Annotated in this window: 25 protein-coding genes; 22 read left to right on the forward strand and 3 right to left on the reverse strand. The window is 39.8% G+C overall.

Translation table 11 applies throughout. The features are described from left to right. Nucleotides 1-5: 5 nt before the first annotated feature. The 3 genes from ACZ5XR_RS08815 to ACZ5XR_RS08825 all read right to left on the reverse strand — a co-directional run bounded on the left by ACZ5XR_RS08815 (nt 6) and on the right by ACZ5XR_RS08825 (nt 2,517). Nucleotides 6-578, reverse strand: a complete 573-nt coding sequence (locus tag ACZ5XR_RS08815; protein ID WP_464501285.1) for a cysteine dioxygenase — start codon at nt 576-578, stop codon at nt 6-8. Between the two features lie 12 nt (nt 579-590). Beyond that, entirely contained in the window at nt 591-1,517 is a 927-nt protein-coding gene (locus ACZ5XR_RS08820) for a DMT family transporter (RefSeq protein WP_464501286.1), read from the reverse strand. 226 nt (nt 1,518-1,743) lie between these two features. Next, nucleotides 1,744-2,517 (reverse strand): alpha/beta hydrolase, encoded by a 774-nt coding sequence (locus ACZ5XR_RS08825; protein ID WP_464501287.1) that lies wholly within the window; start codon nt 2,515-2,517, stop codon nt 1,744-1,746. A 394-nt stretch (nt 2,518-2,911) separates the two neighbouring features. On the opposite strand from ACZ5XR_RS08825, the gene ACZ5XR_RS08830 reads away from it, so the two are divergent. The 22 genes from ACZ5XR_RS08830 to ACZ5XR_RS08935 all read left to right on the forward strand — a co-directional run bounded on the left by ACZ5XR_RS08830 (nt 2,912) and on the right by ACZ5XR_RS08935 (nt 25,020). After that, nucleotides 2,912-3,070 (forward strand): YezD family protein, encoded by a 159-nt coding sequence (locus ACZ5XR_RS08830; RefSeq protein ID WP_464501288.1) that lies wholly within the window; start codon nt 2,912-2,914, stop codon nt 3,068-3,070. Nucleotides 3,071-3,210: 140 nt separating this feature from the next. Continuing rightward, nucleotides 3,211-3,753, forward strand: a complete 543-nt coding sequence (gene ssuE, locus ACZ5XR_RS08835; protein ID WP_464501289.1) for an NADPH-dependent FMN reductase — start codon at nt 3,211-3,213, stop codon at nt 3,751-3,753. Nucleotides 3,754-3,776: 23 nt separating this feature from the next. Further along, a complete protein-coding gene (locus tag ACZ5XR_RS08840; protein WP_464501290.1) occupies nt 3,777-4,799 on the forward strand; it encodes an LLM class flavin-dependent oxidoreductase in 1,023 nt (340 codons plus the stop codon). 41 nt (nt 4,800-4,840) lie between these two features. Then, nucleotides 4,841-5,674: a transporter substrate-binding domain-containing protein gene (locus ACZ5XR_RS08845; RefSeq protein ID WP_464501291.1), complete on the forward strand. Its 834-nt coding sequence runs from the start codon at nt 4,841-4,843 to the stop codon at nt 5,672-5,674. Nucleotides 5,675-5,706: 32 nt separating this feature from the next. Continuing rightward, nucleotides 5,707-6,489 (forward strand): amino acid ABC transporter permease, encoded by a 783-nt coding sequence (locus tag ACZ5XR_RS08850; RefSeq protein ID WP_464501292.1) that lies wholly within the window; start codon nt 5,707-5,709, stop codon nt 6,487-6,489. Further along, a complete protein-coding gene (locus ACZ5XR_RS08855) occupies nt 6,486-7,196 on the forward strand; it encodes an amino acid ABC transporter permease (protein WP_464501293.1) in 711 nt (236 codons plus the stop codon). The genes ACZ5XR_RS08850 and ACZ5XR_RS08855 overlap by 4 nt, the downstream gene beginning before the upstream one ends. Then, complete coding sequence (locus tag ACZ5XR_RS08860) at nt 7,193-7,939, forward strand: amino acid ABC transporter ATP-binding protein (protein WP_464501294.1); 747 nt, start codon at nt 7,193-7,195, stop codon at nt 7,937-7,939. The genes ACZ5XR_RS08855 and ACZ5XR_RS08860 overlap by 4 nt, the downstream gene beginning before the upstream one ends. Before the next feature lie 37 nt (nt 7,940-7,976). Next, the gene (locus ACZ5XR_RS08865; RefSeq protein WP_464501295.1) at nt 7,977-9,311 is read left to right on the forward strand and encodes an LLM class flavin-dependent oxidoreductase; all 1,335 of its coding nucleotides are present in this window, start codon (nt 7,977-7,979) and stop codon (nt 9,309-9,311) included. Between the two features lie 127 nt (nt 9,312-9,438). After that, entirely contained in the window at nt 9,439-9,699 is a 261-nt protein-coding gene (locus tag ACZ5XR_RS08870) for a glutaredoxin family protein (RefSeq protein ID WP_464501296.1), read from the forward strand. An 18-nt stretch (nt 9,700-9,717) separates the two neighbouring features. Then, nucleotides 9,718-10,236, forward strand: a complete 519-nt coding sequence (locus tag ACZ5XR_RS08875; RefSeq protein WP_464501297.1) for a GNAT family N-acetyltransferase — start codon at nt 9,718-9,720, stop codon at nt 10,234-10,236. A gap of 78 nt (nt 10,237-10,314) precedes the next feature. Further along, complete coding sequence (locus ACZ5XR_RS08880; RefSeq protein ID WP_464501298.1) at nt 10,315-11,457, forward strand: amidohydrolase; 1,143 nt, start codon at nt 10,315-10,317, stop codon at nt 11,455-11,457. A gap of 29 nt (nt 11,458-11,486) precedes the next feature. After that, a complete protein-coding gene (locus ACZ5XR_RS08885; protein WP_464501299.1) occupies nt 11,487-11,702 on the forward strand; it encodes a Fur-regulated basic protein FbpA in 216 nt (71 codons plus the stop codon). A 338-nt stretch (nt 11,703-12,040) separates the two neighbouring features. Beyond that, a complete protein-coding gene (locus ACZ5XR_RS08890) occupies nt 12,041-13,090 on the forward strand; it encodes an XdhC family protein (RefSeq protein ID WP_464501300.1) in 1,050 nt (349 codons plus the stop codon). After that, the gene (locus ACZ5XR_RS08895) at nt 13,050-13,703 is read left to right on the forward strand and encodes a nucleotidyltransferase family protein (protein ID WP_464501301.1); all 654 of its coding nucleotides are present in this window, start codon (nt 13,050-13,052) and stop codon (nt 13,701-13,703) included. The genes ACZ5XR_RS08890 and ACZ5XR_RS08895 overlap by 41 nt, the downstream gene beginning before the upstream one ends. Before the next feature lie 129 nt (nt 13,704-13,832). Continuing rightward, nucleotides 13,833-14,393, forward strand: coding sequence for a CBO0543 family protein (locus ACZ5XR_RS08900; RefSeq protein ID WP_464501302.1), 561 nt, complete (start codon nt 13,833-13,835; stop codon nt 14,391-14,393). Nucleotides 14,394-14,561: 168 nt separating this feature from the next. Next, nucleotides 14,562-16,496 (forward strand): 1,4-alpha-glucan branching enzyme, encoded by a 1,935-nt coding sequence (gene glgB / locus ACZ5XR_RS08905; RefSeq protein ID WP_464501303.1) that lies wholly within the window; start codon nt 14,562-14,564, stop codon nt 16,494-16,496. Beyond that, complete coding sequence (locus ACZ5XR_RS08910; RefSeq protein WP_464501304.1) at nt 16,444-17,571, forward strand: glucose-1-phosphate adenylyltransferase; 1,128 nt, start codon at nt 16,444-16,446, stop codon at nt 17,569-17,571. Before glgB ends, ACZ5XR_RS08910 begins: the two co-directional genes overlap by 53 nt. A 20-nt stretch (nt 17,572-17,591) precedes the next feature. Next, a complete protein-coding gene (locus tag ACZ5XR_RS08915; protein ID WP_464501305.1) occupies nt 17,592-18,608 on the forward strand; it encodes a GlgC family sugar phosphate nucleotidyltransferase in 1,017 nt (338 codons plus the stop codon). After that, a complete protein-coding gene (gene glgA, locus ACZ5XR_RS08920) occupies nt 18,589-20,049 on the forward strand; it encodes a glycogen synthase GlgA (RefSeq protein ID WP_464502268.1) in 1,461 nt (486 codons plus the stop codon). Before ACZ5XR_RS08915 ends, glgA begins: the two co-directional genes overlap by 20 nt. Nucleotides 20,050-20,744: 695 nt before the next feature. Then, nucleotides 20,745-22,070 carry a group II intron reverse transcriptase/maturase gene (ltrA, locus tag ACZ5XR_RS08925; protein ID WP_464497298.1) on the forward strand — a complete coding sequence of 442 codons (1,326 nt, stop codon included), beginning with the start codon at nt 20,745-20,747 and terminating at the stop codon, nt 22,068-22,070. A gap of 225 nt (nt 22,071-22,295) precedes the next feature. Beyond that, a complete protein-coding gene (locus ACZ5XR_RS08930) occupies nt 22,296-23,363 on the forward strand; it encodes a BMP family lipoprotein (protein ID WP_464501306.1) in 1,068 nt (355 codons plus the stop codon). Nucleotides 23,364-23,583: 220 nt separating this feature from the next. Beyond that, on the forward strand, nt 23,584-25,020 hold the full coding sequence (locus ACZ5XR_RS08935) for a glycoside hydrolase family 1 protein (protein WP_464501307.1): 1,437 nt from the start codon (nt 23,584-23,586) through the stop codon (nt 25,018-25,020). Nucleotides 25,021-25,049 lie beyond the last annotated feature (29 nt).

Below are 25,049 nucleotides of genomic sequence, written 5' to 3' on the forward strand. Positions count from 1 at the left end.
GCATGTCATTCTTCTGAAACAACATCCCTCTTAAGTTGGATCTCTTTCACCTTCTGATACTGTTCCTCAGGCCACCATGCTCCGCAATCATCCGATACCACACAGGCAGCACATTTTTGTAAATCATAGACCATCATTCCGGTGATCGGCGGGGAATAAAGATGGAGAGTGACCAAATCGGACTGATTTGAAGCTTGCATTTTATGGATGATTTTTTTCGGTGCGTAATAAAATTTCCCTTTATGATGGAAATGATGAAATAATTCGGCAGGCAAGCCGTTTTCGTTTACCTCATAAACTGTATTTATTGAGGTACCAGAGAGGACTTGAATCCAGCCGTGGGAATTTCCATGGTCATGAGGGGCACACTCTAATTGGGACCAATTCATCACAAGCAGTTCAACTTCATCATTTTTATAGAGAAGTTTCCGGTTGTAAGGAATTCTCTTAGAGGGCTCCGGTAATTGGGCAAGGTCGTCAAGTGTAATATTCAATTGTAATAAAGCCTCTTTCAGATCGGTTTTAGATGGACTTTTTAATGAGTCAAAAACATTTTTTATCCTGGTTGTTAAAGTCACAAAGCTCTCCTCCTATAGATGTTTTTTCCTGAAGAAGCTGAACAACATAGGCACAAGCTGACCGTTAACAATAATCACCCCCAATATAATTATGATTCCTCCAGCAACACTTATGAAGAAAACTTTTTCATGTAAAAGCAAAACTGCCGCAATTAAAGTGGAGACAGGCTCCAAATAAAGGAACATTGAAACCTTTGATGCCTCTAAAACTTCGAGCGCCTTCCCCCAATACCAATAGGCGATTCCCGAAACAAATACCCCAAGAAACAATAAATGCGCCCACTCTGTTTGGCTAAGACGGGACAGGGATTCCCAACCTCTGTTGCGGATGATCAACGGGGTTGTAAGAATCAAGCCTATTAAACTCATATAAAACGTCACCAATAGAGGAGGATATGGAATTCTTAAGCTTTTTAACAGCACTGAATAAACAGCCCAATTCAAGGTGCTCAAAATCATGAGAAAAAAGCCAAAATTCATGTCCAATTGAAAGGATTGTCCACTTCTTGTGGTCGTAACGAGGAATACACCTGTTATCGCCAGCAGCATTCCTACAGCCCGCGATAACCTCATCTTTTCGTGTAAAAAGAGAATGGACAGGATGACCGTAAAGATGGGGGAAAGTGAAATGAGCCATCCAGCTGATGAAGCATGGATTGTTAATAAGGCTGTTGCCTGGAGCACTTGATGAACAAATACTCCTAGTATACCTAGAACGATTAAATGAGGGAGGTATTTAATAGAGACGAGCAGACGTTTACGCTGCATATGTAAAAGCAAAAGTAAAAATAAGGCTCCTATCCCAAACCGAATGACGAGTAACGAATAAGGGTCAAGCTTCCCTAGCACAGCTTTTGTTGATACAAACGACACTCCCCAAAAACTAATCGATATCGTTGCGTACAGCGAAGCCGTTAGCTTTGATCTGTATTCATTCATGGAAAAACATCCCTTTCAGCAAAAAATGGATATTCCATCTTATGCATGTCCAAAAAAAAGATGTTTGCGACTTTTTTGAATAAGTGGAAGGCGCTTGTGAAGGGGGGGAACATAGACTATCAAGCTGGTAATATGGTATGACCCTCCGTATGTCGGATAGGTCAATTAAAATAATTTATATTTTAAGCAACCGACATTCCTTTTCAATTTACTTTGCGTAGGTCTATTAAAGAGACTTCATGTATCTTGTATTATTAGAGTGTTTTTCAAAAAATAGGCAGCAGTTTTCTGCTATAAATTTCTTTTCATTATCCATGGTTGCCACGTGATAAGAGTTATAGAGGTATAAATTTTCTTTGATATCAGACTGAATATGTTGGAGGATAAAATCAGTATTTTTAGGTGGAACGACATGATCTTCCAGCGATTGAAAGGCTAATGTTGGAGAGATAACCCTCTGAAGTTTTCCTTGAGTTTGGCCCATTAAAGCTAACAATTGTTGTATCGCTTTTAAAGGAGTTTTGGTATAGGTTAATTCATAGATGTTTTTCGCTTTGATATCAGGAGATCCTTCCTCAATAAACCTTGGTTCCTGTGTATGTTTAAACCGTTCCATATCAGGAATAGTGGTCATGGCTGCATTTATGATGACAACACCTTGAATATCCTGGTATTTACTTGCCAGATTTAGAGTTAATGTACCACCCATGGATTGACCTATAACGAAGATCACGTCACGATGTTTCTGTAAAAAGTGATACCCATCCTCCAGGCTTTGAAACCAATCATGATAGGTGCACTTTTCCATGTCATGAAAATGAGTCCCGTGCCCTTTTAATCTAGGTGCGTAAACTGTGTACCCTTTAGCTGCAATATACTCACTTAAATATCGGACGCTTTGAGGAGTTCCTCCAAATCCGTGGGAAATCAAAATTCCAACTTGACTTCCTTTTATGAAAATTGGCTCAGCCCCCGTTAATACAGGAAATCTTTCCTCCATTAAAAATCCCTCCTATAGAAAATTCTAGACACCTTTTGGGTTGAGTGCCTTTGGATGACCAAACAGCAATTTATTAAACTAATCATATTATCAACTATTCCGATAAGTCAAGTTGGTTTTAAAAGATAAATTTAAAAATTTTCAAAAAATTAGTTGACAGTTTTACATTCTGAATTTATATTTGACTTTATAAGATTTAATACCAAGTAAACAGGTTGGATAAGTAAGAAAACTGCTGTTCGGTCCACCGAAGGCTCCTATCTCAAACAAATGAGATGATGGAGCCTTTTTTGTTAGACAGATGTCTGTGAAATCAGAGTCGTTTAACAGTTTTTGTTCCATTACCAAAAAAATACCTATTGGTTGTTAGGGCCAAATGAAAGGGGAATGTTAATTGGCGGCTGTTGATCAAGAAAAAATCGATTTTATTGTAAAGGCATTAAAGAACATCGAATATGGGACATTAGTGATTACCATCCATGATGGTCAACTAGTGCAAGTAGAGAGGACCGAAAAAAATAGGTTTGCTCCGAAAAAGAAAACAATTACATGATACAAGAATGACGAAAGAAGCGGGAAAGCCTAACTGATTAACGAGCAGAATACTGAAAAATGCCGATTGGTCCACCAAAGGCTCCTGTATAAAAACAGGAGCCTTTTATATTTTTGGAAAAAGAAAGGGTGTATCACTAAATGAGTAAAGTAACCATTATTTCTGGAAGTCCATCAGAACAAACAAGATTAAATGGGGTACTGGATTATGTTATCAAACACTTTGAAAAGGTGGCATTACTTCCTGAGGTAATAAATATCCGCAATCTTCCACCTGAGGATTTAATTCGGGTTAATTTTAACAGCCCTGTAATTAAAAAAGCCAATAATAAAGTGGAAGAATCAACTGTGATAGTGATTCTAACTCCAGTTTATAAAGCATCCTTTACGGGGATTTTAAAAACTTACTTGGATCTGCTTCCTCAAAATAGCTTTGAAAATAAAACCATTTTGCCGATTGCCATTGGTGGCACATTCGGCCATTTGTTAATGATTGATTATGGTCTAAAACCTGTGCTTTCTGCACTTGGTGCGACCCACATCTTAAAAGGTGCATTCGTTTTAGACAGCCAAGTAGAAAAGCTGGGTAACGATCGATACGAGCTGGATGTAGATGCAAAAAAGCGATTAGAAACATCATTGAAAGTTATTACTGAAAAGAATGTGAGCCGCACAATCCTATAAATCAAATGAAGGAGTGGAATCTCATGGGATTACGACTTAGCATATTGGATCAAAGTGTAATCGCTAATAATGAAACCGCCGTTAATGCGCTTAACCATACGATTAAATTGGCTCAAGAGGCTGAAAGTTTAGGGTATCATCGCTTCTGGGTTTCAGAGCATCATAATGCACCAAACCTTGCCGGGTCTTCTCCTGAGGTTTTAATTTCGCATCTACTCGGAAAAACAAACACGATCCGAATTGGCTCGGGAGGAGTAATGCTTCAGCACTATAGCCCTTATAAGGTTGCCGAAACATTCAATGTTTTAGCGTCTTTGGCTCCTGGAAGAGTTGACCTCGGGGTAGGGAAAGCACCAGGCGGGCTCCCGTTGTCGACAATGGCCCTTCAGGAAGGAGGAACGGAAAAGAAAAAAGAGTTATGGGAAAAACTGATCGATCTTAAAAGCTTTTTAACGGATACTCTTGAACCGCACCATCCTTTTTATGGACTGAGAGCTGAGCCTGTTCCAACCGTCCCTGCAGAGCTTTTCCTACTGGGGGCAAGTGCAGGAAGTGCAAAACTTGCCGGTGAGTTGGGTTACTCTTTTGTTTTTGCTCATTTCTTCAATAGCAATGAGTCGGTTCTTGATGAAGCGTTCGAAGTATTCAGCCGGCTGCAGCAACGCAAAAAGTCAGAGTCCATCTCCTTTACTCTTGCACTTTCTGTTATTGTTGCGGACACAGATGAGGAGGCAGAGCAGCTGGTTACCAATTCGAAAATTTATAAGGTTCATCTTGAAAGTGGAAGAAGTGTAACGGTAGCGAGCATAGAGCATGCAGAGCTGTTTGCAAAGCAGGCAAATGAAAGTTATCGAATTGAAATTCAAGAGGCAAACATTTTACACGGATCAAAAAAGACGATCAGAGAGAAATTGCTGCAAATTCAAAATATTTACGACCTTGATGAGGTGATTATTCTAACTCCTGTTCAAAATTTTAAAGATCGGCTAAAATCGTATGTTTTGTTAAGTGAAGCAATATCAGAAATATCTCTTCAAAATAACTAGATTACCAGAAACTAAAACTTAAATTAGGGAGGAATTTTAAAATGAAAAAAAAGGTTGGTCTTAGTCTTCTTCTTATATTTACTTTATTGGTTTTCAGTGGATGCAGTACATCCACCACCAATCAGGCTAGCTCTAATTCGTCAGAAAGTGCTCAACAAATTATCGTAGGAACAAGCCCCTCTTTTCCTCAAGTGACCTTTTTAGACCAGAATGGCAAATTGACGGGTTTTGATATCGAATTGGTCAAAGAGATAGATGATCGTCTTCCGGATTATAAGTTCACGTTCCAAACAATGGATTTTGCTAACTTACTTCTAAGTCTAACGACCAATAAGATTGATTTTGTATCGAATGAAATGGAGAAAAATGAAGAACGCTCACAGAAATACTTGTTTAATAAGGAGCCTTATGCCTTTTGGAAGACCTATATTATTGTTGCCAAAACGAATAATCATCCGATCCATTCCCTCGATGATTTAAAAGGTAAAAAAGTGTTAACCACAGCCACTACGGCGGAAGCGAATCTGCTGGAAAACTATAACAAAAGCCATAACAATTCCATCCAAATCGTGTACACCAATGGGGCATCCAATGATACGGTCAGCCAGATCACTTCAGGACGTGTCGATGCTACACTTGGCGCAGATTTTTCACTTTCCCTCATCGACCCTCAAGGTAAGCTGAAAATTGCAGGGGAACCACTGGCAAGTAACGGTGTCTATTTCGTCTTTCGAAAAAATGATCAAAAGGAACAAGTACTAGCGAATCAGATTGATCAGGCCTTAAAAAAAATAAAGGCCGATGGGACTCTTTCGAAACTAAGCAAGAAATGGCTCGGGCAGGATTATACGAACAATCTGGTGACAACTAAGTAACACTTAGAAATAGCCGAAAGGGAGAATAGAAATTGGGTAAAAAATTCGATATTACTTATGTTTTCATCCACATTCCCAAATTGATTACGTGTTTAAATACAACCCTGTTGATTGTTATTTTTTCTATCCTTATTGGATTCATCTTCGGCCTGGTTGCGGCCCTTCCGAGGATATACAAAATACCGGTTTTGAAGAGATTTTCAGTGGTATACATTTCATTTTTTCGAGGTACGCCCATTTTAATTCAGCTGTTTCTAATCTATTATGGTCTGCCTCAGCTTTTATTTTTGCTTCATATTAACGTCAATAAAACACCTATATTGGCGTTTGTCATTTTAACGTATGCCCTAAACAGCGGAGCCTTTCTTTCTGAAGCAATCCGTTCTGCCGTTCTCTCTGTTGATAGGGGCCAGGTTGAAGCGGCCTATTCGATTGGGATGACGGGGTATCAAGCATTTAGCAGGATTGTCATTCCCCAAGCATTTGCAATAGCGGTACCCGTATTTGCTAATCTCGTCATCGCCAATTTGAAGGACACTTCGTTGGCCTTTACCCTAGGTGTGATGGATTTAACCGGTAAAGCCCAAACGCTGGCTCAATTAACGCAGCACTTTATAGAAACCTATATGGCCCTCGCATTGATTTATTTAGCTATAAGTCTAGTATTGGAAAAATTATTTGTGAATCTTGAAAGGCGTCTGCTGAAATATGAATTCAAGGGTCAATTTTCTATGAGGCTAGTTGAAAAAAAACGATTGCTAGTCGATTTAATTCCATCGGGAATCAAGCTGCAGAAAGGAGGTTCCCGGTTATGAAACTCGATCCCGGTTTTATCCTGACAGCATTCTTTAGTATCTTGGCTGCACTTCCAGTAACCTTGGAAATAACAGCAGTTTCTGTATTAGCAGGCTTTATAGTCGGTACAATCGTGGTCTTTGTCCGATACTTTGAAGTTCCGATTTTGCAGTCGATTGCACATATTTATGTCGTGATTATTCGTGGAACTCCGATGATTACGCATCTATTATTAATCTATTTCGGGGTTTCCTCTTTAGTGGATGGTTTGGCGCCTTATTTTGGGTGGAACTTTACTTCTTCTGTGGTCCCGATGATCGACTTTGCTTACCTATCCTTTTCGATCACAGCAGGTGCCTATCTTTCTGAAGTGATTCGTTCCGGACTGTTAGCAGTGGATAAAGGGCAATTAGAGGCAGCTTATTCCATTGGAATGTCTACCTATCAGGCATTGCGGCGGATTGTTTTTCCACAAGCAATGGCCGCAAGTGTGCCAAACTTTTCAAACCTTTTAATCGGGATGCTCCATGGATCCACCTTGGTATTCGCCGTGTCAGTAGTAGACATTAATGCGAAAGCCCAAATCGTCGCGTCAAGCAATTGGAAATTCTTTGAATCTTATATTGCTGCAGCCGTTATCTATTGGGGATTAACGATTTTAATTGAGCGGGTGACAAGATTCATTGAATTACGCATCAATCGTTTTAATAGAGGAGGTGTCGCATGATTCAGTTGAGTAATATCTCAAAGTCTTTCGGGGAACATGAGGTTTTGCAAAATATAAGTTTAACTGTAAACAAAGGGGAAGTGGTCGTGATCCTAGGGCCAAGTGGTTCTGGGAAAACCACATTATTACGGTGTCTTAATTATTTAGAAAAGCCAAGGACTGGAAGCATTAGAATTGGAGAATTCATAATGGACTACGCGGATCCGAGTAAAAAGAATATTCATCAGCTTCGTAAAAAAACAGCGATGGTGTTTCAACATTATAATTTATTTAAGCATAAGACCGTTTTGGAAAATGTAATGGAAGGCCTTGTTATGGTTCATAAGCAGCCCAAATTAGAGGCACGGGCAAAAAGCATCGAGGTTTTGGAAAAGGTTGGACTGGGGGAGAAGCTTGAGTTCTATCCCAACCAATTATCTGGAGGACAGCAGCAAAGGGTCGGAATCGCAAGGTCTCTTGCCTTAAATCCGGAAGTCATCCTATTTGATGAACCGACTTCGGCGCTAGATCCTGAACTTGTGGGTGAGGTGCTCGAGGTAATCCGTGACCTCGCTAAGGAAGGGGTCACGATGATTGTCGTCACACATGAAATGAGCTTTGCCCGGGATGTTTCAAATCATGTGGTGTTTATGGAAAATGGTCTAATTGTGGAGGATGGTAATCCGCAAACCATTTTTGAATCACCAAAAGAAGAAAGAACAAGGCAGTTCTTAAAGCGAATGAGTAAGGATTTGGTTAAATAATACGCGGAACATTTCATTTTATAAAGGAGAGTTTTGGATGGCTAAGCAAAATCAATTGAAATTTGGCGCTATTATTCATGGAGTTGGTGGAAATATTGCTGGGTGGAGACATCCTGAAATTCAGGCGGATGCAAGTGTCAGTTTGGAATTTTACACCAATCAAGCTCACAAGGCGGAGGAAGGAAAATTCGATTTAGTCTTTATTGCGGATGGCTTGCATATTAACGAGAAATCGATCCCGCATTTTTTAAATCGTTTTGAACCCCTTACGATTTTGTCTGCTCTTGCTGCTGTTACCTCTAAGATAGGACTCGTGGGAACATTGTCCACATCCTATAGTGAACCGTTTAATGTCGCACGTCAATTTGCTTCGCTTGATCATATCAGCCAAGGCCGGGCTGGCTGGAATGTAGTGACCTCCCCATTAGAGAAAACGGCTTTAAACTATAGCAAAACGATTGAAGAACATCCTGATCATGCCAAAAGGTACCGAATTGCTTCCGAATATCTGGAGGTGGCAAAAGGACTATGGGATTCATGGGAGGATGACGCCTTCATACGGGATAAAGAAACAGGGGTATTCTTTGATCCAGATAAATTACATTCATTAGATCATAAGGGAGAATTTTTCTCGGTCCAAGGTCCACTTAATATCGGTCGATCAAAGCAAGGGCGTCCGGTTATTTTTCAAGCGGGTTCCTCTGAACCGGGAAAAAATCTAGCAGCCAAAGTAGCTGATGCCATCTTTACAGCCCATCCAACATTGGAATCGGCAAAAGAATTTTATCAGGATGTTAAAAAAAGGGCGAAAGCTTTCGGCCGGAATCCAGATGAACTCATTATCCTCCCTGGAATTTCACCTATTATCGGTATAACCGAAGAGGAGGCGGAAAAAAAATATCAGGAAATTGCTAATCTAGTTTCCATTGATAAAGCTCTTGATTACCTGGGCCGATATTTCGAACATCATGATTTCTCTCAATATCCTGTCGATGAATCGTTTCCTGAATTGGGGGACTTAGGTAAAAATAGCTTCCAAAGTCATACGAATCGTATTAAACAAGAAGCAAAGCAACAAAATTTAACGCTTCGTCAAGTTGCTTTAAGAGAGACAACACCGAGGACACCTTTCATTGGAACTCCTGAAATAATTGCTGATTTGATTCAGGAATGGTTTGAAGGTAAGGGGGCTGATGGATTCATTATCGGTTCTGTCGTTCCGAATGGATTGGATGATTTTGTAGACTATGTGGTGCCGATTCTTCAAAAACGAGGACTATTTAGAACAGAGTACGATGCTGAAACATTGCGCGGAAACCTGGGAATCCCTTTTCCAGAAAACCGCTATGCAAAAAAGGTATTAAAAAGATGATAAAACTTTATGTAAAAATATTTTGCTGTCTAGACAACTGGAGGCTCTCTATTTAAGGTGTCATTTACCTTTAATAGCGAGCTTTTTTAGTTAAAAGGAAATAGAAAACAATTGGGAGGATAAAAAGATGGGAAAAGAATTAACCGTTATCGTTTGGTCAAAACAAGGCTGTCACTATTGTGGAGAGGTTAAACAATATTTACAAGAACAAGGGATTAGATATACAACGATTGATGTGACCAATCATGATGAGCGAAGAGATATTTTAGAAATGAAGTATGGTGTAAGGCATGTTCCAGTCGTTGAAATTGGCCAGGGATCAATTTATGAAGGGGTAACAAAAGTAGGAATTGAACATCTTGAAAAAGTTCTTGAAAAATTAAAGTAGGGGAAGGTGTAGATAAAAGTGAAAAATCCAATCATCATTGAGGAAATAGATGAGAAAGAAAAAGAAGCGGTTCGCCGGTTATTAGTTGAGAGTTACAAACAATATGAGAATGAATTTGCTAATTCTCAAGATTGGGAGAATTATTTAACGAATATTAAGGCATCGGTCGATAACCCGGATGTAAAAAAAATCTTAATTGCAAAAGGTAATAAGCAAATACTCGGGACATTACAGCTGTTCGAGTCATCAGAAAAGGCCTATCAAAAACCTGAATTAGAAATTCATTCCCCCATTATTCGTCTATTGGCTGTACATCCCCAAGCAAGAGGACGAGGTATAGCGCAAGAATTAATAAAAGCGGGTATTCATTTTGCAAAGTCTCAAGGTGCAAAGAAATTATATTTGCACTCAAGTGATAAAATGCCAAAGGCGATCCGTTTATATGAATGGCTTGGTTTCAAACGAGATCCAACGAAAGAGTTTATGAATAATGATATTTTAGTAAAATGCTTTCGTTTAGATGTTAACAGCCTGTAAAACTTCGATTGGCTCAACCTAATCATCAGAGGAAATATCGCCTTGGTGGAAGCATCGCTTTGAAGGAAGGAGAAATCTATGAATCAGACGGAATTAGAAGCATATTTGATATCCATTCGCCGTCATTTACATCAATTCCCTGAATTATCAAAACAAGAATTTGAAACAACGAATTCAATTGAAAAATGGTTGCGGGAACTCGACATTTCCACACGGAAAACGAGCATGAAGACAGGTGTCTTTGCTGACATCAAAGGGGAAAAACCTGGTCCAATAATCGCTTTACGGGCAGATATTGATGCACTTCCAATCGAGGAAAAAACAGGCCTACCATATTCTTCAAAAATAAAAGGGGTCATGCATGCTTGCGGTCATGATTTTCATACAGCAGCTCTAATTGGAGCTGCATCCCTCTTGAAAGGTAAACAAACAGAACTAAACGGAACGGTCCGTCTGATCTTTCAACCAGCAGAGGAATCAGGAGGTGGTGCAAAACAAGTCATTGCGGATGGACAATTAGATGGTGTTGAGGCAATTATTGGGCTTCATAATAAACCTGAGCTGCCTGTTGGAACAATTGGCTTAAAAGAAGGGCAATTAATGGCAGCAGTGGATCGTTTTCATATCGTTCTTTACGGAAAAGGCAGCCATGCAGCCCTTCCGCAAAATGGAAAGGATCCGATCGTAGTGGCTGGTCATCTTATCACTGCTCTTCAGACTATTGTTAGCCGGACGGTATCTCCACTGAAATGTGCGGTTTTGAGTGTAACGAAAATAATAGGCGGCTGCACCTGGAACGTTATTCCTGGGGAGGTCACGCTTGAAGGTACAATTCGAACTTTCGATAATAAAATACGAGAAGACGTAAAAGGAAAGTTCTATACAATAGTCGAGGCTATTGCTACAGCTTTTTCACAAAAAGTAGAAATTGGCTGGTTTCCAGGTCCACCACCTCTTGCTAATCATCAGGCTGTTACAGAGATTGCTAGAAATGCCGCTAAACAACTGTCTTTAAATATTATTGATCCAGAAACATCAATGGCCGGAGAAGATTTCTCCTATTATCTTTATCATGTCCCAGGTACATTTGCTTTTTTTGGTACAAATGGCACCGAAGATTGGCATCATCCAGCATTTACCCTTGATGAATCAGCCATAATAAAAGCTTCCTATTTTTTATTTGAAAGTACAAGAGCATTATTAGATCGAAAGTTTGCATGATAAAAAAATCTAAAGAAGGGGTGATCTAAGTGGGGAGGCTTCGGAAAACAGTTGAATATAAGCGCCAAAAATTAATAGAAATACTGATTGCTTTTAACGTGTATAAAAAAGAAGATGAACACCTCTATCAGCTGACACTAACGGAACTAGAAAATGAATATAGAAAATTACAATCATTAAGCCATCCTCATAGTGAATTAGGGTCTATCCACTTGACAAGCAAAAAATCAAACAATAATTTTTGAACGCTCTGTAAATTTATGAATTGTTTTTCCTCTTGCTTTAATTGCCCGTCCAATTTATATTAAATTTTTTGCCTAATTAAAGTGTTAACTTAACCTATTGTCAAACGACGATAGGCTATTTTTTTGAAAGATTAATGATCAGTGTGCAAATAATGAAAAGATTATAATAAGTTAATAAAAATGGCCTTTTATTATTGTTAACAGTAAGCCAATGCAGATGGGCCATGGTTACACAGTATTGGGGCGATTGGGAAGGTCTTCCCGCACTTGAAGAAGAGGAACGATTTATTTTGGGGAGTGCAATTGTTTCACGCTAACGGAAAGATCAGGGAGGGAGTATGTTGTCACGCTTACAAGAAGCACAATTTGTATTGAATCATATTCAAAAGGCCTGGGAGCGAAATCAAAAGGCTGCTTTATTAATGATTAATGAGGTGCGAGGGTCGGCTTATCGTCAACCAGGAGCAAAAATGATGATGGCGGCAGATGGGGAGATGTTTGGCACGCTGAGCGGCGGTTGTTTAGAAAGCGATTTGTTTGAGTGGGTAAAAGCAGCAATCTCTGAAAATAGTCCACTTATCAAACAATATGATCTAAGTGAAAATGAACTATGGTCTTTAGGGATTGGCTGCAAAGGATCCTTGGAAATTATGATTATCCCGGTTGATCCAAACGACACATTTTGGAAAACAGCCATATGTCTGATACAAAAAAATCAACCGCTTTCGATGATTATAGAAATTCCAACTGGTGCTCGGATTCTCTTTGACCAGGAAGGAACTGGATGGGGGGATATGGAATTGGTACCGGAACATGTTCTAAAGTCATCTTTGGAAGGGACAGAACGAACACGCGCCCAAATTCTTACTGCCGAAAATCGCCGGTTTGTAGTGGATACAATGAAACCAAATGAACGGCTAATTATCGCAGGTGCAGGTCATGATGCGGTCCCGCTTGCTTCGGCCGCTCACAAAGTGGGATACGATGTAACCATTTTAGATCCTCGTACAGACTTTAATAATCCATTCCGGTTTCCAGACGTATCCCATTTGGTCGTTGAACCGGACCAAGCAGATCCCAGGTCAGTAAATGAATGCACGTGGGTTATTATGAATCATCAACAAAATCGCGATGAAGCGACATTAGCTTTGGCTTTAAAAAGCAACCCGCGTTTTATTGGTGTCTTAGGTCCTTTCTCCCGTACAGAGGAAATGCTTGAAAACATTGGTGCCACATTATCCAGTGGCCCCATTCATGCACCGATTGGATTGGATCTTGGTGCCGAAACGATTGAAGAAGTCGCGATAAGTATACTATCTGAACTGATGATGTTTCGAAGTGGAAGGAGTGGCAGACCACTTAAAGGACGCAAGAAAATCCATGCGTAAAGTCGGTGCCGTCATCCTTGCTGCAGGATTGTCAAAGCGTATGGGAGAACCTAAAATCCTCATAGATTTTCACGGGAAACCATTATTCTTATATGCTGTAGAATGTGCCCTTCATTCTGATTTATCTCCCATCTTTATTGTCGGAGGGGAACATACTTGGGCCATTCGGGAACACACGAAGGAACTTCCAATTGAGATCATATATAATCCGCATTACCAAGAGGGCATGGCCACTTCGTTAAAATTGGGGATTGAAGCAATGAAAAATCAGGTAGATGCTTTGATGGTATTTCTGGCCGATCAACCGTTTTTGCCTCCCATGTTGATAGAAAAGCTTCTGCAATCGTATTGGCTGAATCATGAAAAAGGAATTAGGATTGTACGTCCTAGGTTCAGGGGGGTGCCCGGTCACCCTGTTTTGCTAGATGCTGAAATTTTTTCGGAATTTCTCGACTTAACGGGAGATGAGGGAGGGCGTTCCATCATAAAAAAACACCCGCAGGAATTAATAGTGGTCGATGTTGAAAACGCCTTATGGGGTGTAGACCTCGACACCCCCGCTGATGTGAAAAAGTATAAAAATATTTATCCGATTTCTAATTGGAATAATTAACCGTTTAATTTTACTCGTTTTTTACTCTATTCTTCTTTAAGAATATTCGTGTTAAAACCTTTCAAATTTGGGATAGTTTCATGCTTAATGGTAAGGATAGAAAAAAACGCTTAAAGTGGGAAGATATGAATGAAAACAGTAGAGAGCCCTCAGAGGATTAAAGAGGTAGGACAGTTTTATGATCGAATTTCCTCTTCTCATTATGATTATTTACACTTCTGGATGAAAAACACCTTATTTCATTGGGATTTTTTCTTATCTTTAATTTTAACCATTTTACCTTGGGTTGTTTGGTGGAAACTAAGAAAAAAGGAAAGTTCCAGCCGGCTGATATTTGTAGGATTTTTTGTTTTAATTATTACTTCATGGATGGACTTTTGGGGAGTCATGCTTGGTTTGTGGTTCTATACAGGAAAAGTGATCCCGTCTATGCCCTCCTATGTTCCTTGGGATTTTTGCATTTTACCTGTCTTTATCATGCTCCTTATTCAATTCAAATCAAAGCTGTCTCCTTATCTTAAGGCGTTAATTTTTGCCGCAGGAAGTTCTTTTATTGGAGAACCACTATTTTTATGGCTCGGTTTTTATGTGATAAAAAAATGGAGTGTTTTTTATTCATTTCCTATTTTCTATTGCATCTATCTTGTTAGCCACAAATTAAGTAGAATGAAGAATTTTGCGGAAATTTAACATCCAAAAATGAAAGAATAATAGGGTCAGGCCAAGAGGCCTGGCGTTATTATTCTTTATTATGCATTAAACTTTTCTCTCTAGAAAAACTACAAGAGAGTCATGAGGGACGTAGTAGTATGATTGATGATGTACAGATAAACATTATTTTTCAAAGAGGTGAAAATCTTGATTTCAACACATCCTACAGATTACGATGTTCACCTTTTCCACGATGGGAGTTTATATGAGAGCTACAAAGTATTTGGTGCTCACCTTGATATCCATAAAGGTGTAAAGGGTACTCGTTTTTCGGTTTGGGCTCCCCATGCGAAGGAAGTTAAAGTAGTCGGAAATTTCAATAAATGGGATGGCGGCAATCATGGAATGACCAGACTGAATGATGAAGGAATTTGGACTTTATTTATTCCTGGTCTATCGGAAAATGAAATATACAAGTATCAAATGAAAACACCAACTGGCAAGACCATTCTAAAAGCAGACCCTTACGCATTTTATTCAGAGTTCAGGCCACACACGGCTTCTGTTATTTATAATATAGAAGGCTACGGATGGGAGGATCAAAAGTGGTTTAAAAATAAAAAGAAGAAAAGTATTTATGAAGAACCGCTTGCCATTTATGAAGTACATTTAGGTTCCTGGAAGAAAAAGGATAAGAATGCGTTTTATACATACAAAGAGCTGGCGGATGAGCTAATTCCCTACGTACTGGAGCACCATTTTACACACGTTGAGATTATGCCTCTTGTTGAACATCCATATGACCGCTCTTGGGGATATCAAGGAACAGGCTACTTTTCGCCGACAAGCCGATATGGTACACCGCACGATTTAATGTATTTTATCGATCATTGTCATCAAAGTGGTATTGGGGTTTTGCTTGATTGGGTTCCCGGGCATTTCTGCAAGGACGCCCACGGCTTGTACATGTTTGATGGACAGCCTGCCTATGAATATAAAGATGAGGACGTACGGGAAAATAAGGTATGGGGTACGGCGAATTTTGATTTAGGTAAGCCTGAAGTGAAAAGCTTTTTAATTTCGAACGCCTTATTCTGGATGAAATACTACCACATAGACGGATTTCGGGTGGATGCTGTTGCCAATATGCTGTATTGGGAGGCTGGGGGAACATTACAAGAGAATGAATATGCTGTCTCCTTCTTAAAAAAGCTGAATGAAGTTGTGTTTGAATTTGACTCAACCATCCTCATGATTGCGGAGGATTCGACTGATTGGCCGCTTGTTACAAGGCCGACATATGAAGGTGGTATTGGCTTTAACTATAAATGGAATATGGGTTGGATGAATGATATTTTGAAATATATGGAAGCTGAACCGCGGAACAGGAAGTTTTTGCATGAAAAAGTAACTTTTTCGTTACTGTATGCATATTCAGAAAACTTTGTTTTACCTTTATCCCATGATGAGGTTGTTCATGGAAAAAAATCACTATTAAATAAAATGCCCGGTGATTATTGGCGGAAATTTGCCCAGCTAAGGCTTTTACTAGGGTATTTCATGACACACCCCGGTAAAAAACTGCTGTTTATGGGCGGAGAGTTTGGACAGTTTGATGAATGGAAGGATTTAGAGGATTTAGATTGGGAATTGCACGATTTCGAGATGCACCGGTCCATCCATGAGTACTTTAAAGATCTGATGAAGCTGTACACGCGCTCGAAACCATTGTGGGAGCTTGATCATTCCTCTGAAGGCTTCGAATGGATTGATGCGGATAATAAGGAGCAAAGTATTTTCTCGTTTATAAGAAATGGGAAAAAAGAAGACAATACTCTTATTGTCGTGTGCAATTTTACAGAGGTGGTTTATAGCCACTACAAAGTGGGGGTTCCTTATTTCACACATTACAATGAAATATTAAATAGCGATTCCATTCAATATGGCGGCTCAGGCCAAGTGAATAAAAAGAAAATGAAAACAATTGAAAAGCCTTTACACAATCAGCCTTGTCATTTGGAAATGACCATTCCGCCTTTTGGAATCTCAATCTTACGTCCAGTGAAAACCAGAAAGGGGACTAAAAGCAATGGTACAGAAGAAAAAGTGCGTAGCCATGTTACTGGCAGGCGGACAAGGTAGCCGTCTAAGCTCACTGACGAAAAATATCGCCAAGCCGGCTGTTTCATTTGGCGGCAAATATCGAATCATCGATTTTCCCTTAAGTAATTGCACAAACTCTGGAATTGAAACAGTTGGTGTCTTAACGCAATATATGCCGCTAGTTTTGCATTCTTATATCGGGATCGGAAGCGCGTGGGATTTGGACCGGATAAACGGCGGTGTAACGGTATTACCTCCCTATGCAGAAATCACGGGCCTTAAATGGTATAAAGGGACGGCAAACGCCATTTATCAAAACTTAAATTATTTAAAGCAATACAATCCTGAATACGTTTTAATTCTTTCAGGTGACCATATTTATAAAATGGATTATTCTAAAATGCTTGATTTTCATATAGAAAAGGAAGCGGATGTTTCCATCTCCGTTATTGAAGTGCCGTGGGACGAAGCGAGCCGTTTTGGCATTATGAATGCGAATGAGGATTTAGAGATCATTGAATTTGAGGAAAAGCCGAAATCTCCCAAAAGCAATTTGGCCTCAATGGGAATTTACATCTTTAAATGGTCCGTCTTACGAGCGTTTTTGGAGATGGATGATAAAAATCCGGAGTCAAGCAATGATTTTGGCAAAGATATTATTCCGCTGTTACTGGAAGAAAAGAAGAAGGTCGTGGCTTATCCATTCAAGGGATACTGGAAGGATGTTGGGACAGTAGGCAGCTTGTGGGAAGCCAATATGGATTTATTAAAAGAAGAAACAGACTTAGATCTGTATGACCGAAATTGGCGGATTTACTCTGTCAATCCAAACCAGCCGCCTCAGTATATTGGTCCAACGGCTCAAATTGAGGAATCTTTGATTAACGAAGGCTGCATGGTGGAAGGCACCGTCCAGCATTCCGTATTATTTCAAGGCGTTACAGTAGAAGAAGGAAGTGTCATTCGTGATTCCGTGATCATGCCCAATGCCCGTGTTGGAAAAAATGCGGTGATCGAAAGAGCCATTGTTGCCCCAGGAGTAATCGTGGAGGAGCATGCCGTCATTCGTCCGTCAAAGAACGATGCTGTCATGCTGTTTGCCAATGAAGAGTAGAGAAAAAGGAGGGAGATACTATGCCGCGTTCCATGCTGGGAATTATCAATGCAACCAATGAGTTTGGCACGTTTAAAAATTTAACAGCCCATCGTTCTTTAGCATCACTTCCGTTTGCCGGCCGCTATCGGTTAATCGATTTCATGTTATCCAATATGGTGAATTCAGGGATTACCAATGTGGCGATTTTCACCGGACATGAGATTCGCTCCCTAACTGACCATTTAGGGTCAGGCAAGCAATGGGACTTGGACAGAAAGCGTGATGGGTTGTTTATTTTTGGACCTGAAGGTTATTCTACAAACGAAAGATTTGGTTCTTTTGCGCATTTCTCTAGAAATATAACCTATTTCAAACGAGCTAGGCAGCCATATGTGGTGATTACCAATTGCAATACGATCGGAACCATTGATTTCCGTACCATTTTGGATCATCACATTGAAACAGAGGCAGATATAACAGAAGTATTTCATAATGGGCAATCACTAAAAACGTACATTTTGAGTAAAAATTTATTGCTTTCTCTTTTTGAACAATACAGGAATCAAGGATATTACAGTATTATGGATGTAGTACATGATAAACGCCATACATTTAAAATTAATATGTATGAATGGACAGGCTATATTACGACCATTGACTCACTGAATAGCTATTATCAAAATAGCTTGGATACCCTTCAGCAATCGGTGTGGAAGCAAATCTTTACGGATGATAAACCCATTTTCACAAAGGTAAAGGATGAGCCACCAACACGATATAAGAAGGAGGCGAAGGTAACAAATTCAATGATTGCAAATGGCTGCACAATTGATGGAGAAGTTGAGAATTGCGTTATTTTTCGTGGAGTGAAAATTGGAAAAGGCTCAGTCATCCGGAACTCGATTATTATGCAAAGATGTAATATTGAAGAAAATTGTGTACTAGATGGGGTTATTATTGATAAATATGTCAAGATTGAAACGGGTGTCCAACTGAAAGGAACAGCCGAGGCACCATACTTAGTAGAAAAAGGGACTGTCCAAAAGGGGCGTTGAGAATACCGTGAAAGTTTTATTTGCCGTATCGGAGTGTGTCCCGTTTGTGAAAACTGGAGGCCTTGCGGATGTAGCGGGGGCACTTCCAAAAGCGTTAAAAAAATTGGATGCAGAAGTACGTGTGATTTTACCTAACTACAGTTTAATACCTGATAAGTATAAAAAATCATTTCAGTTTCAAAAATCAATAGATGTTCAAGTAGGATGGCGGAGTCAATACTGTGGCATCTTCACCTTCGTACATGATGGGATTACCTATTATTTCATTGATAACGAATATTATTTTTATCGAGATTCCTTATATGGTCATTATGATGATGGAGAACGCTTCTCCTTTTTCTCGAAAGCAGTGCTGGAGTGTATTCCTCATTTGGATTTTATTCCGGATATAATTCATTGCCATGACTGGCACTCCGGCATGGTAAATTTTTTATTAAATGCCCAGTATCGTCTAAATCCTCTCTATAGGGATATGAAAACCGTTTTTACGATTCACAATCTGCAATTCCAGGGGATTTTTCCGTATACGGTTATGAGTGAGCTGCTAGGATTGGAACATCAATATTTTAATCCGGAGCAGCTCGAGTTTTATGGGAATGTTAACTTTATGAAGGGCGGAATCGTTGCATCAGATATAGTAACGACTGTTAGCCCGACCTATAAAGAAGAGATTCAATATCCTTATTATGGTGAAAGGCTTGATGGATTCTTACGAAAGCACAACCATAAGCTTTTCGGCATTGTCAATGGAATCGACGATGCAGCTTACAATCCAAGAACAGACAGTGAAATAGCGGTTCCCTATGATCGCGATTCGAAAGAGGGGAAAGCGGAAAATAAAAAGGTTTTGCAGAAATATTTTGGGCTGCCGGAAAAAGCAGATACACCCATTATGGCTATGGTGACACGATTAACACAGCAAAAGGGTTTAGACCTGGTGACTCATGTATTTCATCAAATGATTCAAGAGGATGTACAATTTATCGTTCTTGGTTCTGGAGACCATCAGTATGAAACCTTCTTTACTCAAATGGAACATGAATATCCTGAAAAGGTAAAGATCTATTTAGGTTTTAATGAAGTGTTAGCACATCAAATTTATGCAGGGGCAGATTTATTTTTAATGCCTTCCCAGTTTGAGCCGTGTGGATTAGGGCAGCTGATCGCATTACAGTACGGTACGATCCCCGTTGTTAGAGAAACAGGTGGCTTGAATGATACCGTTCAATCGTACAATGAATCTTCCGGTCAGGGTAACGGTTTCTCCTTTAAGAATTTCAACGCCCATGACATGCTCCATACAGTAAGAAGAGCAATCAATTTATACCATCAAAATGAAACATGGAGCAGATTGGTTCAAAAAGCGATGAGCCAAGATTATAGCTGGCTGCAGTCCGCAAAGAAATATAATGAGATTTATGAAGACCTGCTGGAGGACTGAACAACTGTAACAAAAAACAATCCATCGAGGAATGGATTGTTTTTTATGTGCGCTTGGCAGCGTATCGCTCTAATGGGTGAAAGTCCCTAACATGCCGTTGTGGCGGAAATGTATAGCTGACAGGTAGTGCGAGTATCGTGAGATTTCGTGCGGAGGACTTGAAGGCAAAACTCGGAACAGGTGGCTGTAACCATGTTGGCTGGTAAGGTGGGATAACCTTGCATAAAATGGGGATGTCCAATACCACTCTGTATCTTATTAGTTATGAGGACTGGATTCGAGTGAAAGGCGATGAACGTGACCCAAGGAGATCTCATCATCTCCACCGTAGGTGGTAACTCTTTTTCAAAGCCGCGAAGGACAAGAAATGGATTATGGAAGGTGAGAAGTCAGAGCAGGGGATAGTAGTGAATAAACTTGTTGGAAACGCCACAAAGACAAGTGACTTATCACAAAGTTGATAAGGCGGGCACTGACTCAAAAGGCAGTGGACTGATGCGAAGCCCGTCTGTCCATCGAAGAAAAGCAATACGAACTTATTTACTCGTCATGTACTAAACAGAAGTCGATGAGGCAGAAAGCCGAAGAATCGAGACCGAAAGAAAGTAGGTTGTTTAGGGCGAAGTACTAATATCAAATATCAGCCATTGGTTTACCTATTCAGTTGATATTGTATTGGGAAAGGAATCGAATGCATGAATGAATCAATAGGAAAACGAAGCTTACGTGTAGTGGAGAATTCTAAAAAGAAACGCAAGTGGTACAGCCTAATGGATAAATTATGGAACTATCAAAACCTGGAACAAGCTTTCTATGACGTGAAGAAAAATCGCGGTTCACACGGAGTGGATAAAGTAACGATTAAAGATTATGAAATTGAATTGGAACACAACTTAAGAGTGCTCCAAGAATCTTTGCGTTTGAAAACATATCGTGCAAAACCAGTTAGAAGAGTTTTTATTCCAAAAGCTGATGGTACAAAACGTCCACTGGGAATTCCAACAGTAGAAGACCGAGTTCTCCAAGCTGCAACTAAAAGAATACTTGAACCAATCTTTGAACAGAAATTCTTAGACTGTAGTTTTGGATTTCGTCCGAACCGTAGTGCACATATGGCGATAGACAAAATCCGAAAGGATTTGATGGATGGGTACACCTTTGTAATTGATGCCGATATAAAGACTTATTTTGATTCAATTCCTCATGATAAGCTTATCGAATTAATCAAAGAAGAAGTTGTGGATAATAGAGTATTGGCGCTAATTTTGCAGTTCTTAAAATCGGGAATCCTTGAAAATGGTATTTTCTATGAGAGTGACAAGGGGAGTCCTCAGGGTGGCGTAATCAGTCCATTGTTAGCGAACATCTATTTGCATCCGCTCGATGAAATGATGATGGAAAGAGGTCACCGTATTACAAGGTACGCGGATGACTTCGTCATCTGTTGCAAATCCCGAAAGGGAGCAGAAAGAGTACTAAGAACGGTAGTGAAGCTCTTAGATGAAAAGTTAGGATTGAAAGTGCACCCAGACAAAACTAAGATTGTAGACAACTACGAAGAACCGTTTATCTTCTTAGGGTATGTTTTCAAAAGAGGATATTTCCATTCTCCATCAGACAAAGCAGTAAAGAAGTTTAAGAAAAGTATCAAAGATGTAACGAAAAGAAATCTAACAGTTAACCTGGAAGAATTCGTCAAGCATCGATTAAATCCCATTATTAGAGGATGGGGAAGATACTTTGGAATTGGCTTTTCAAAAAAACTATTTCAAAAATTGGATACATGGATTCGAAGAAGGCTAAGAATGATTCAGTTAAGAAGCTGGAGAAAAATAAGAAAGCTCCACAGGGAGCTTCGGAAAAGGAATTGGAAGGGTGAACTTCCGCATCTTTCAATGACTAGATGGAGGAATTCTAAGACTGAGCACGTTCATTTTGCGATTCCGAATGAAAGGTTTCGGGAAATTAAACTTGTTTTTCTTTTAGACATATACAACGAACTACATCCCCAAAGGGGATAAAGTGGAGGAGCCGTATGCGATGACCCGCACGTACGGATCTGTGAGAGGCGCATGAAATTTCTCATGCGCCTACTCTATTATCACATCATTAATTGTTTTATTTCTGGAGGTATCAACCGGTAGGAAATAATGAATATAAAGACTAATTAATTGAAAATATAAAAAGGTGTGGTTCCATTATGATAAAGGAATCAGAATGACAAAAAATTCATGGAGGACAATAATGTGAATAAGCAAAAAATTGGAATGATATTAACAGTTTTGCTTGTCGTTGGAACATTTTTGGGTGCATGTGGAAAAAATAATAATACTACTGGTGGAAATAAAGGAAATGGATTTTCCGTCGGTATGGTTACAGATGTAGGAGGTATTGATGACAAATCCTTTAATCAATCCTCCTGGGAAGGTCTTCAAGCTTTTGGGAAGGCTAACAACCTGCAAAAAGGAAAAGGGGGATATGATTACCTCCAATCCACATCTGATGCAGACTATACAACCAATTTAAATACCCTCTCCCGTCAAGGCTTTAACCTGGTATACGGTATTGGTTTCTTAATGCAAAACGCAGTCGATCAAATTGCGAAGCAGCAAAAGAATACAAAATTTGCAATTATAGACGCTGAAGTAAAGGAACCTAACGTGGCAAGCATTCTTTTTAAAGAGCAAGAAGCCGCTTTCCTTGCCGGAGTGGCAGCAGCCCTTACCACGAAGACTAATCATATCGGATTCATCGGCGGTATGCAAAGTCCCGTAATTGAACACTTTCAATCTGGATTTTTAGCCGGTGTAAAAGCAGTAAAACCTGCAGTAAAGGTTGATGTTCAGTACGCTGGGGCTTTTGACAAAGCCGAGGTCGGTCAAGCTATCGCTGACAAAATGTATTCTACTGGTGCAGATGTCGTCTTCCACGCAGCAGGAGCTACTGGGAATGGTTTATTCAAAGAAGCAGATGACTTAAAGAAAAAGGATCCAAGCCGTGAAATCTGGGCCATTGGCGTAGATCGTGATCAAACCGACATGGGTCCGGATGTCGTTCTTACGTCTGCTCTTAAACGTGTGGACGTAGCCGTAAAAGACGTTTCTCAAAAAACAAAAGATGGAAAATTCCCCGGAGGAAAGGATGTCCTTTACGGATTGAATGAGAACGGTGTAGGATTAGCTCCTATTAATGCGAAAGCTCCGAACAAGGATGCGATTGATAAAGCAGTTAAAGATTGGACAGATAAAATTAAGTCCGGGGCTGTAAAAGTTCCATCAACACTTGCTGAATTAAAAACCTTCAGCGCAAAATAATAAGGATAACTTAATAAACGCCAAGGGATGTGTAAAAATGGGTAAAAATAAGAAAAACCGATTAAAGAGCAATCAACCAAAATCAGATGCCGAGTTTGCAAAAGAAAATGGACTTGAAAAAATAGCAATAAGAGCTCAAAAAAATCAAAATAAGTGAACAAAAAGGGACAGGCTAACTGTCCCTTTACTATTAATGTTAAAAATTTCGGGAGGGAATCAAATGAAAATGTTTCAATTCCCTAGAGGTTTTTTATGGGGAGGGGCTACAGCAGCCAACCAAATGGAGGGCGGATATAATGAAGGGAATAAAGGTTTAAATATTGCTGATGTTCTTCCAGGAGGTAAAGAGCGGTATAATATATTACTGAATCCGGGCTTTGATTTTGAACTCCATCCAGATCAATACAGCTATCCCAACCATGAAGCGATTGACTTTTATCATCGGTATAAAGAAGATATTGCTTTGTTTGCGGAAATGGGTTTTAAAGTATTCCGGATGTCGATTGCATGGACGCGGATCTTTCCAAATGGCGATGAGCTGGAACCTAATGAAGAAGGGTTAGCTTTCTATGACCGTGTGTTTGATGAGCTGCACAAGTATGGCATCGAGCCGGTTGTGACCATTTCACACTATGAAATGCCATTAAACCTTGTGAAAGAATATGGTGGTTGGAGAAACCGTCAGGTAATAACGTTTTTTGAAAGATATGCAAATGTTATTTTCAACCGTTATAAAAATAAAGTAAAGACCTGGATGACTTTTAATGAAATTAATAGTAGCTTGGTGATGCCGATTCAAGGCCTGGGTTTTTCGATCCAAAAAGAAGAGGATAAATACCAACCTACTTTCCAGGCCTATCATCATCAATTTGTCGCCAGCGCCATGGCGGTCAAGGCGTGTCATGAGATCATCCCTAATTCAAAAATCGGCTGTATGATTCTCTATGCACCTGTCTATTCCTTTGATTGCCATCCGGAAAATGTCCTGCATTCTCTACAGGAGGAGCAGCTTTTCAATTACTTTTGCGGCGATGTGCAAGTACGAGGAGAGTATCCGGCATTCATCAATCGCTACTTTAAAGAGCATCATATCGAATTAGAGATTCAAGAAGGGGACTTAGAAATAATTAAAGAAGGCAAGGTTGATTATGTCGGTTTTAGTTATTATATGTCCCGCACCGAGAAGAAAGTAAAGTCTGATGCGGATGCTTCCCAAGGAAATATTATAGGAGGGGTAAAGAATCCTTTCTTAAAAGCAAGTGACTGGGGCTGGGAAATCGACCCGGTCGGGCTTAGGATTAGCTTGAACAAATTGTATGACCGCTACCAGATTCCCTTGTTTGTTGTCGAGAATGGCTTGGGTGCATATGACAAAGTGGAAGAAGACGGCTCTATCAATGATGATTATCGAATTGACTATCTTCGTGAACATGTGAAAGCCATGGGTGAAGCGATTGAAGATGGTGTTGAATTAATGGGCTATACTAGCTGGGGTTGCATTGATATGGTGAGCATGTCTTCAGGGGAGTTCTCGAAACGCTATGGCTTCATTTATGTGGATAAACATGACGATGGCAGCGGGACATTGGAACGCAAACGGAAAAAATCCTTCTTTTGGTATAAAGATGTTATTGCAACCAATGGGGATAACCTATAAAAGCCTAGCAAAAATCCCCTCGAAAAAAG

Source organism: Neobacillus sp. Fa239, from assembly GCF_055395235.1.

Bases quoted from the DNA above. Each gene is read 5' to 3' on its own strand.
- ACZ5XR_RS08865 (WP_464501295.1), top strand. From the start codon at position 7,977: ATGGCTAAGCAAAATCAATTGAAATTTGGCGCTATTATTCATGGAGTT.
- ACZ5XR_RS08915 (WP_464501305.1), top strand. From the start codon at position 17,592: ATGCCGCGTTCCATGCTGGGAATTATCAATGCAACCAATGAGTTTGGC.
- ssuE (WP_464501289.1), top strand. From the start codon at position 3,211: ATGAGTAAAGTAACCATTATTTCTGGAAGTCCATCAGAACAAACAAGA.
- ACZ5XR_RS08890 (WP_464501300.1), top strand. From the start codon at position 12,041: ATGTTGTCACGCTTACAAGAAGCACAATTTGTATTGAATCATATTCAA.
- ACZ5XR_RS08880 (WP_464501298.1), top strand. From the start codon at position 10,315: ATGAATCAGACGGAATTAGAAGCATATTTGATATCCATTCGCCGTCAT.
- ACZ5XR_RS08900 (WP_464501302.1), top strand. From the start codon at position 13,833: ATGAAAACAGTAGAGAGCCCTCAGAGGATTAAAGAGGTAGGACAGTTT.
- ACZ5XR_RS08870 (WP_464501296.1), top strand. From the start codon at position 9,439: ATGGGAAAAGAATTAACCGTTATCGTTTGGTCAAAACAAGGCTGTCAC.
- ACZ5XR_RS08820 (WP_464501286.1), bottom strand. From the start codon at position 1,517: ATGAATGAATACAGATCAAAGCTAACGGCTTCGCTGTACGCAACGATA.
- ACZ5XR_RS08855 (WP_464501293.1), top strand. From the start codon at position 6,486: ATGAAACTCGATCCCGGTTTTATCCTGACAGCATTCTTTAGTATCTTG.
- ltrA (WP_464497298.1), top strand. From the start codon at position 20,745: ATGAATGAATCAATAGGAAAACGAAGCTTACGTGTAGTGGAGAATTCT.
- ACZ5XR_RS08825 (WP_464501287.1), bottom strand. From the start codon at position 2,517: ATGGAGGAAAGATTTCCTGTATTAACGGGGGCTGAGCCAATTTTCATA.
- ACZ5XR_RS08845 (WP_464501291.1), top strand. From the start codon at position 4,841: ATGAAAAAAAAGGTTGGTCTTAGTCTTCTTCTTATATTTACTTTATTG.
- ACZ5XR_RS08910 (WP_464501304.1), top strand. From the start codon at position 16,444: ATGGTACAGAAGAAAAAGTGCGTAGCCATGTTACTGGCAGGCGGACAA.
- ACZ5XR_RS08935 (WP_464501307.1), top strand. From the start codon at position 23,584: ATGAAAATGTTTCAATTCCCTAGAGGTTTTTTATGGGGAGGGGCTACA.
- ACZ5XR_RS08860 (WP_464501294.1), top strand. From the start codon at position 7,193: ATGATTCAGTTGAGTAATATCTCAAAGTCTTTCGGGGAACATGAGGTT.
- ACZ5XR_RS08840 (WP_464501290.1), top strand. From the start codon at position 3,777: ATGGGATTACGACTTAGCATATTGGATCAAAGTGTAATCGCTAATAAT.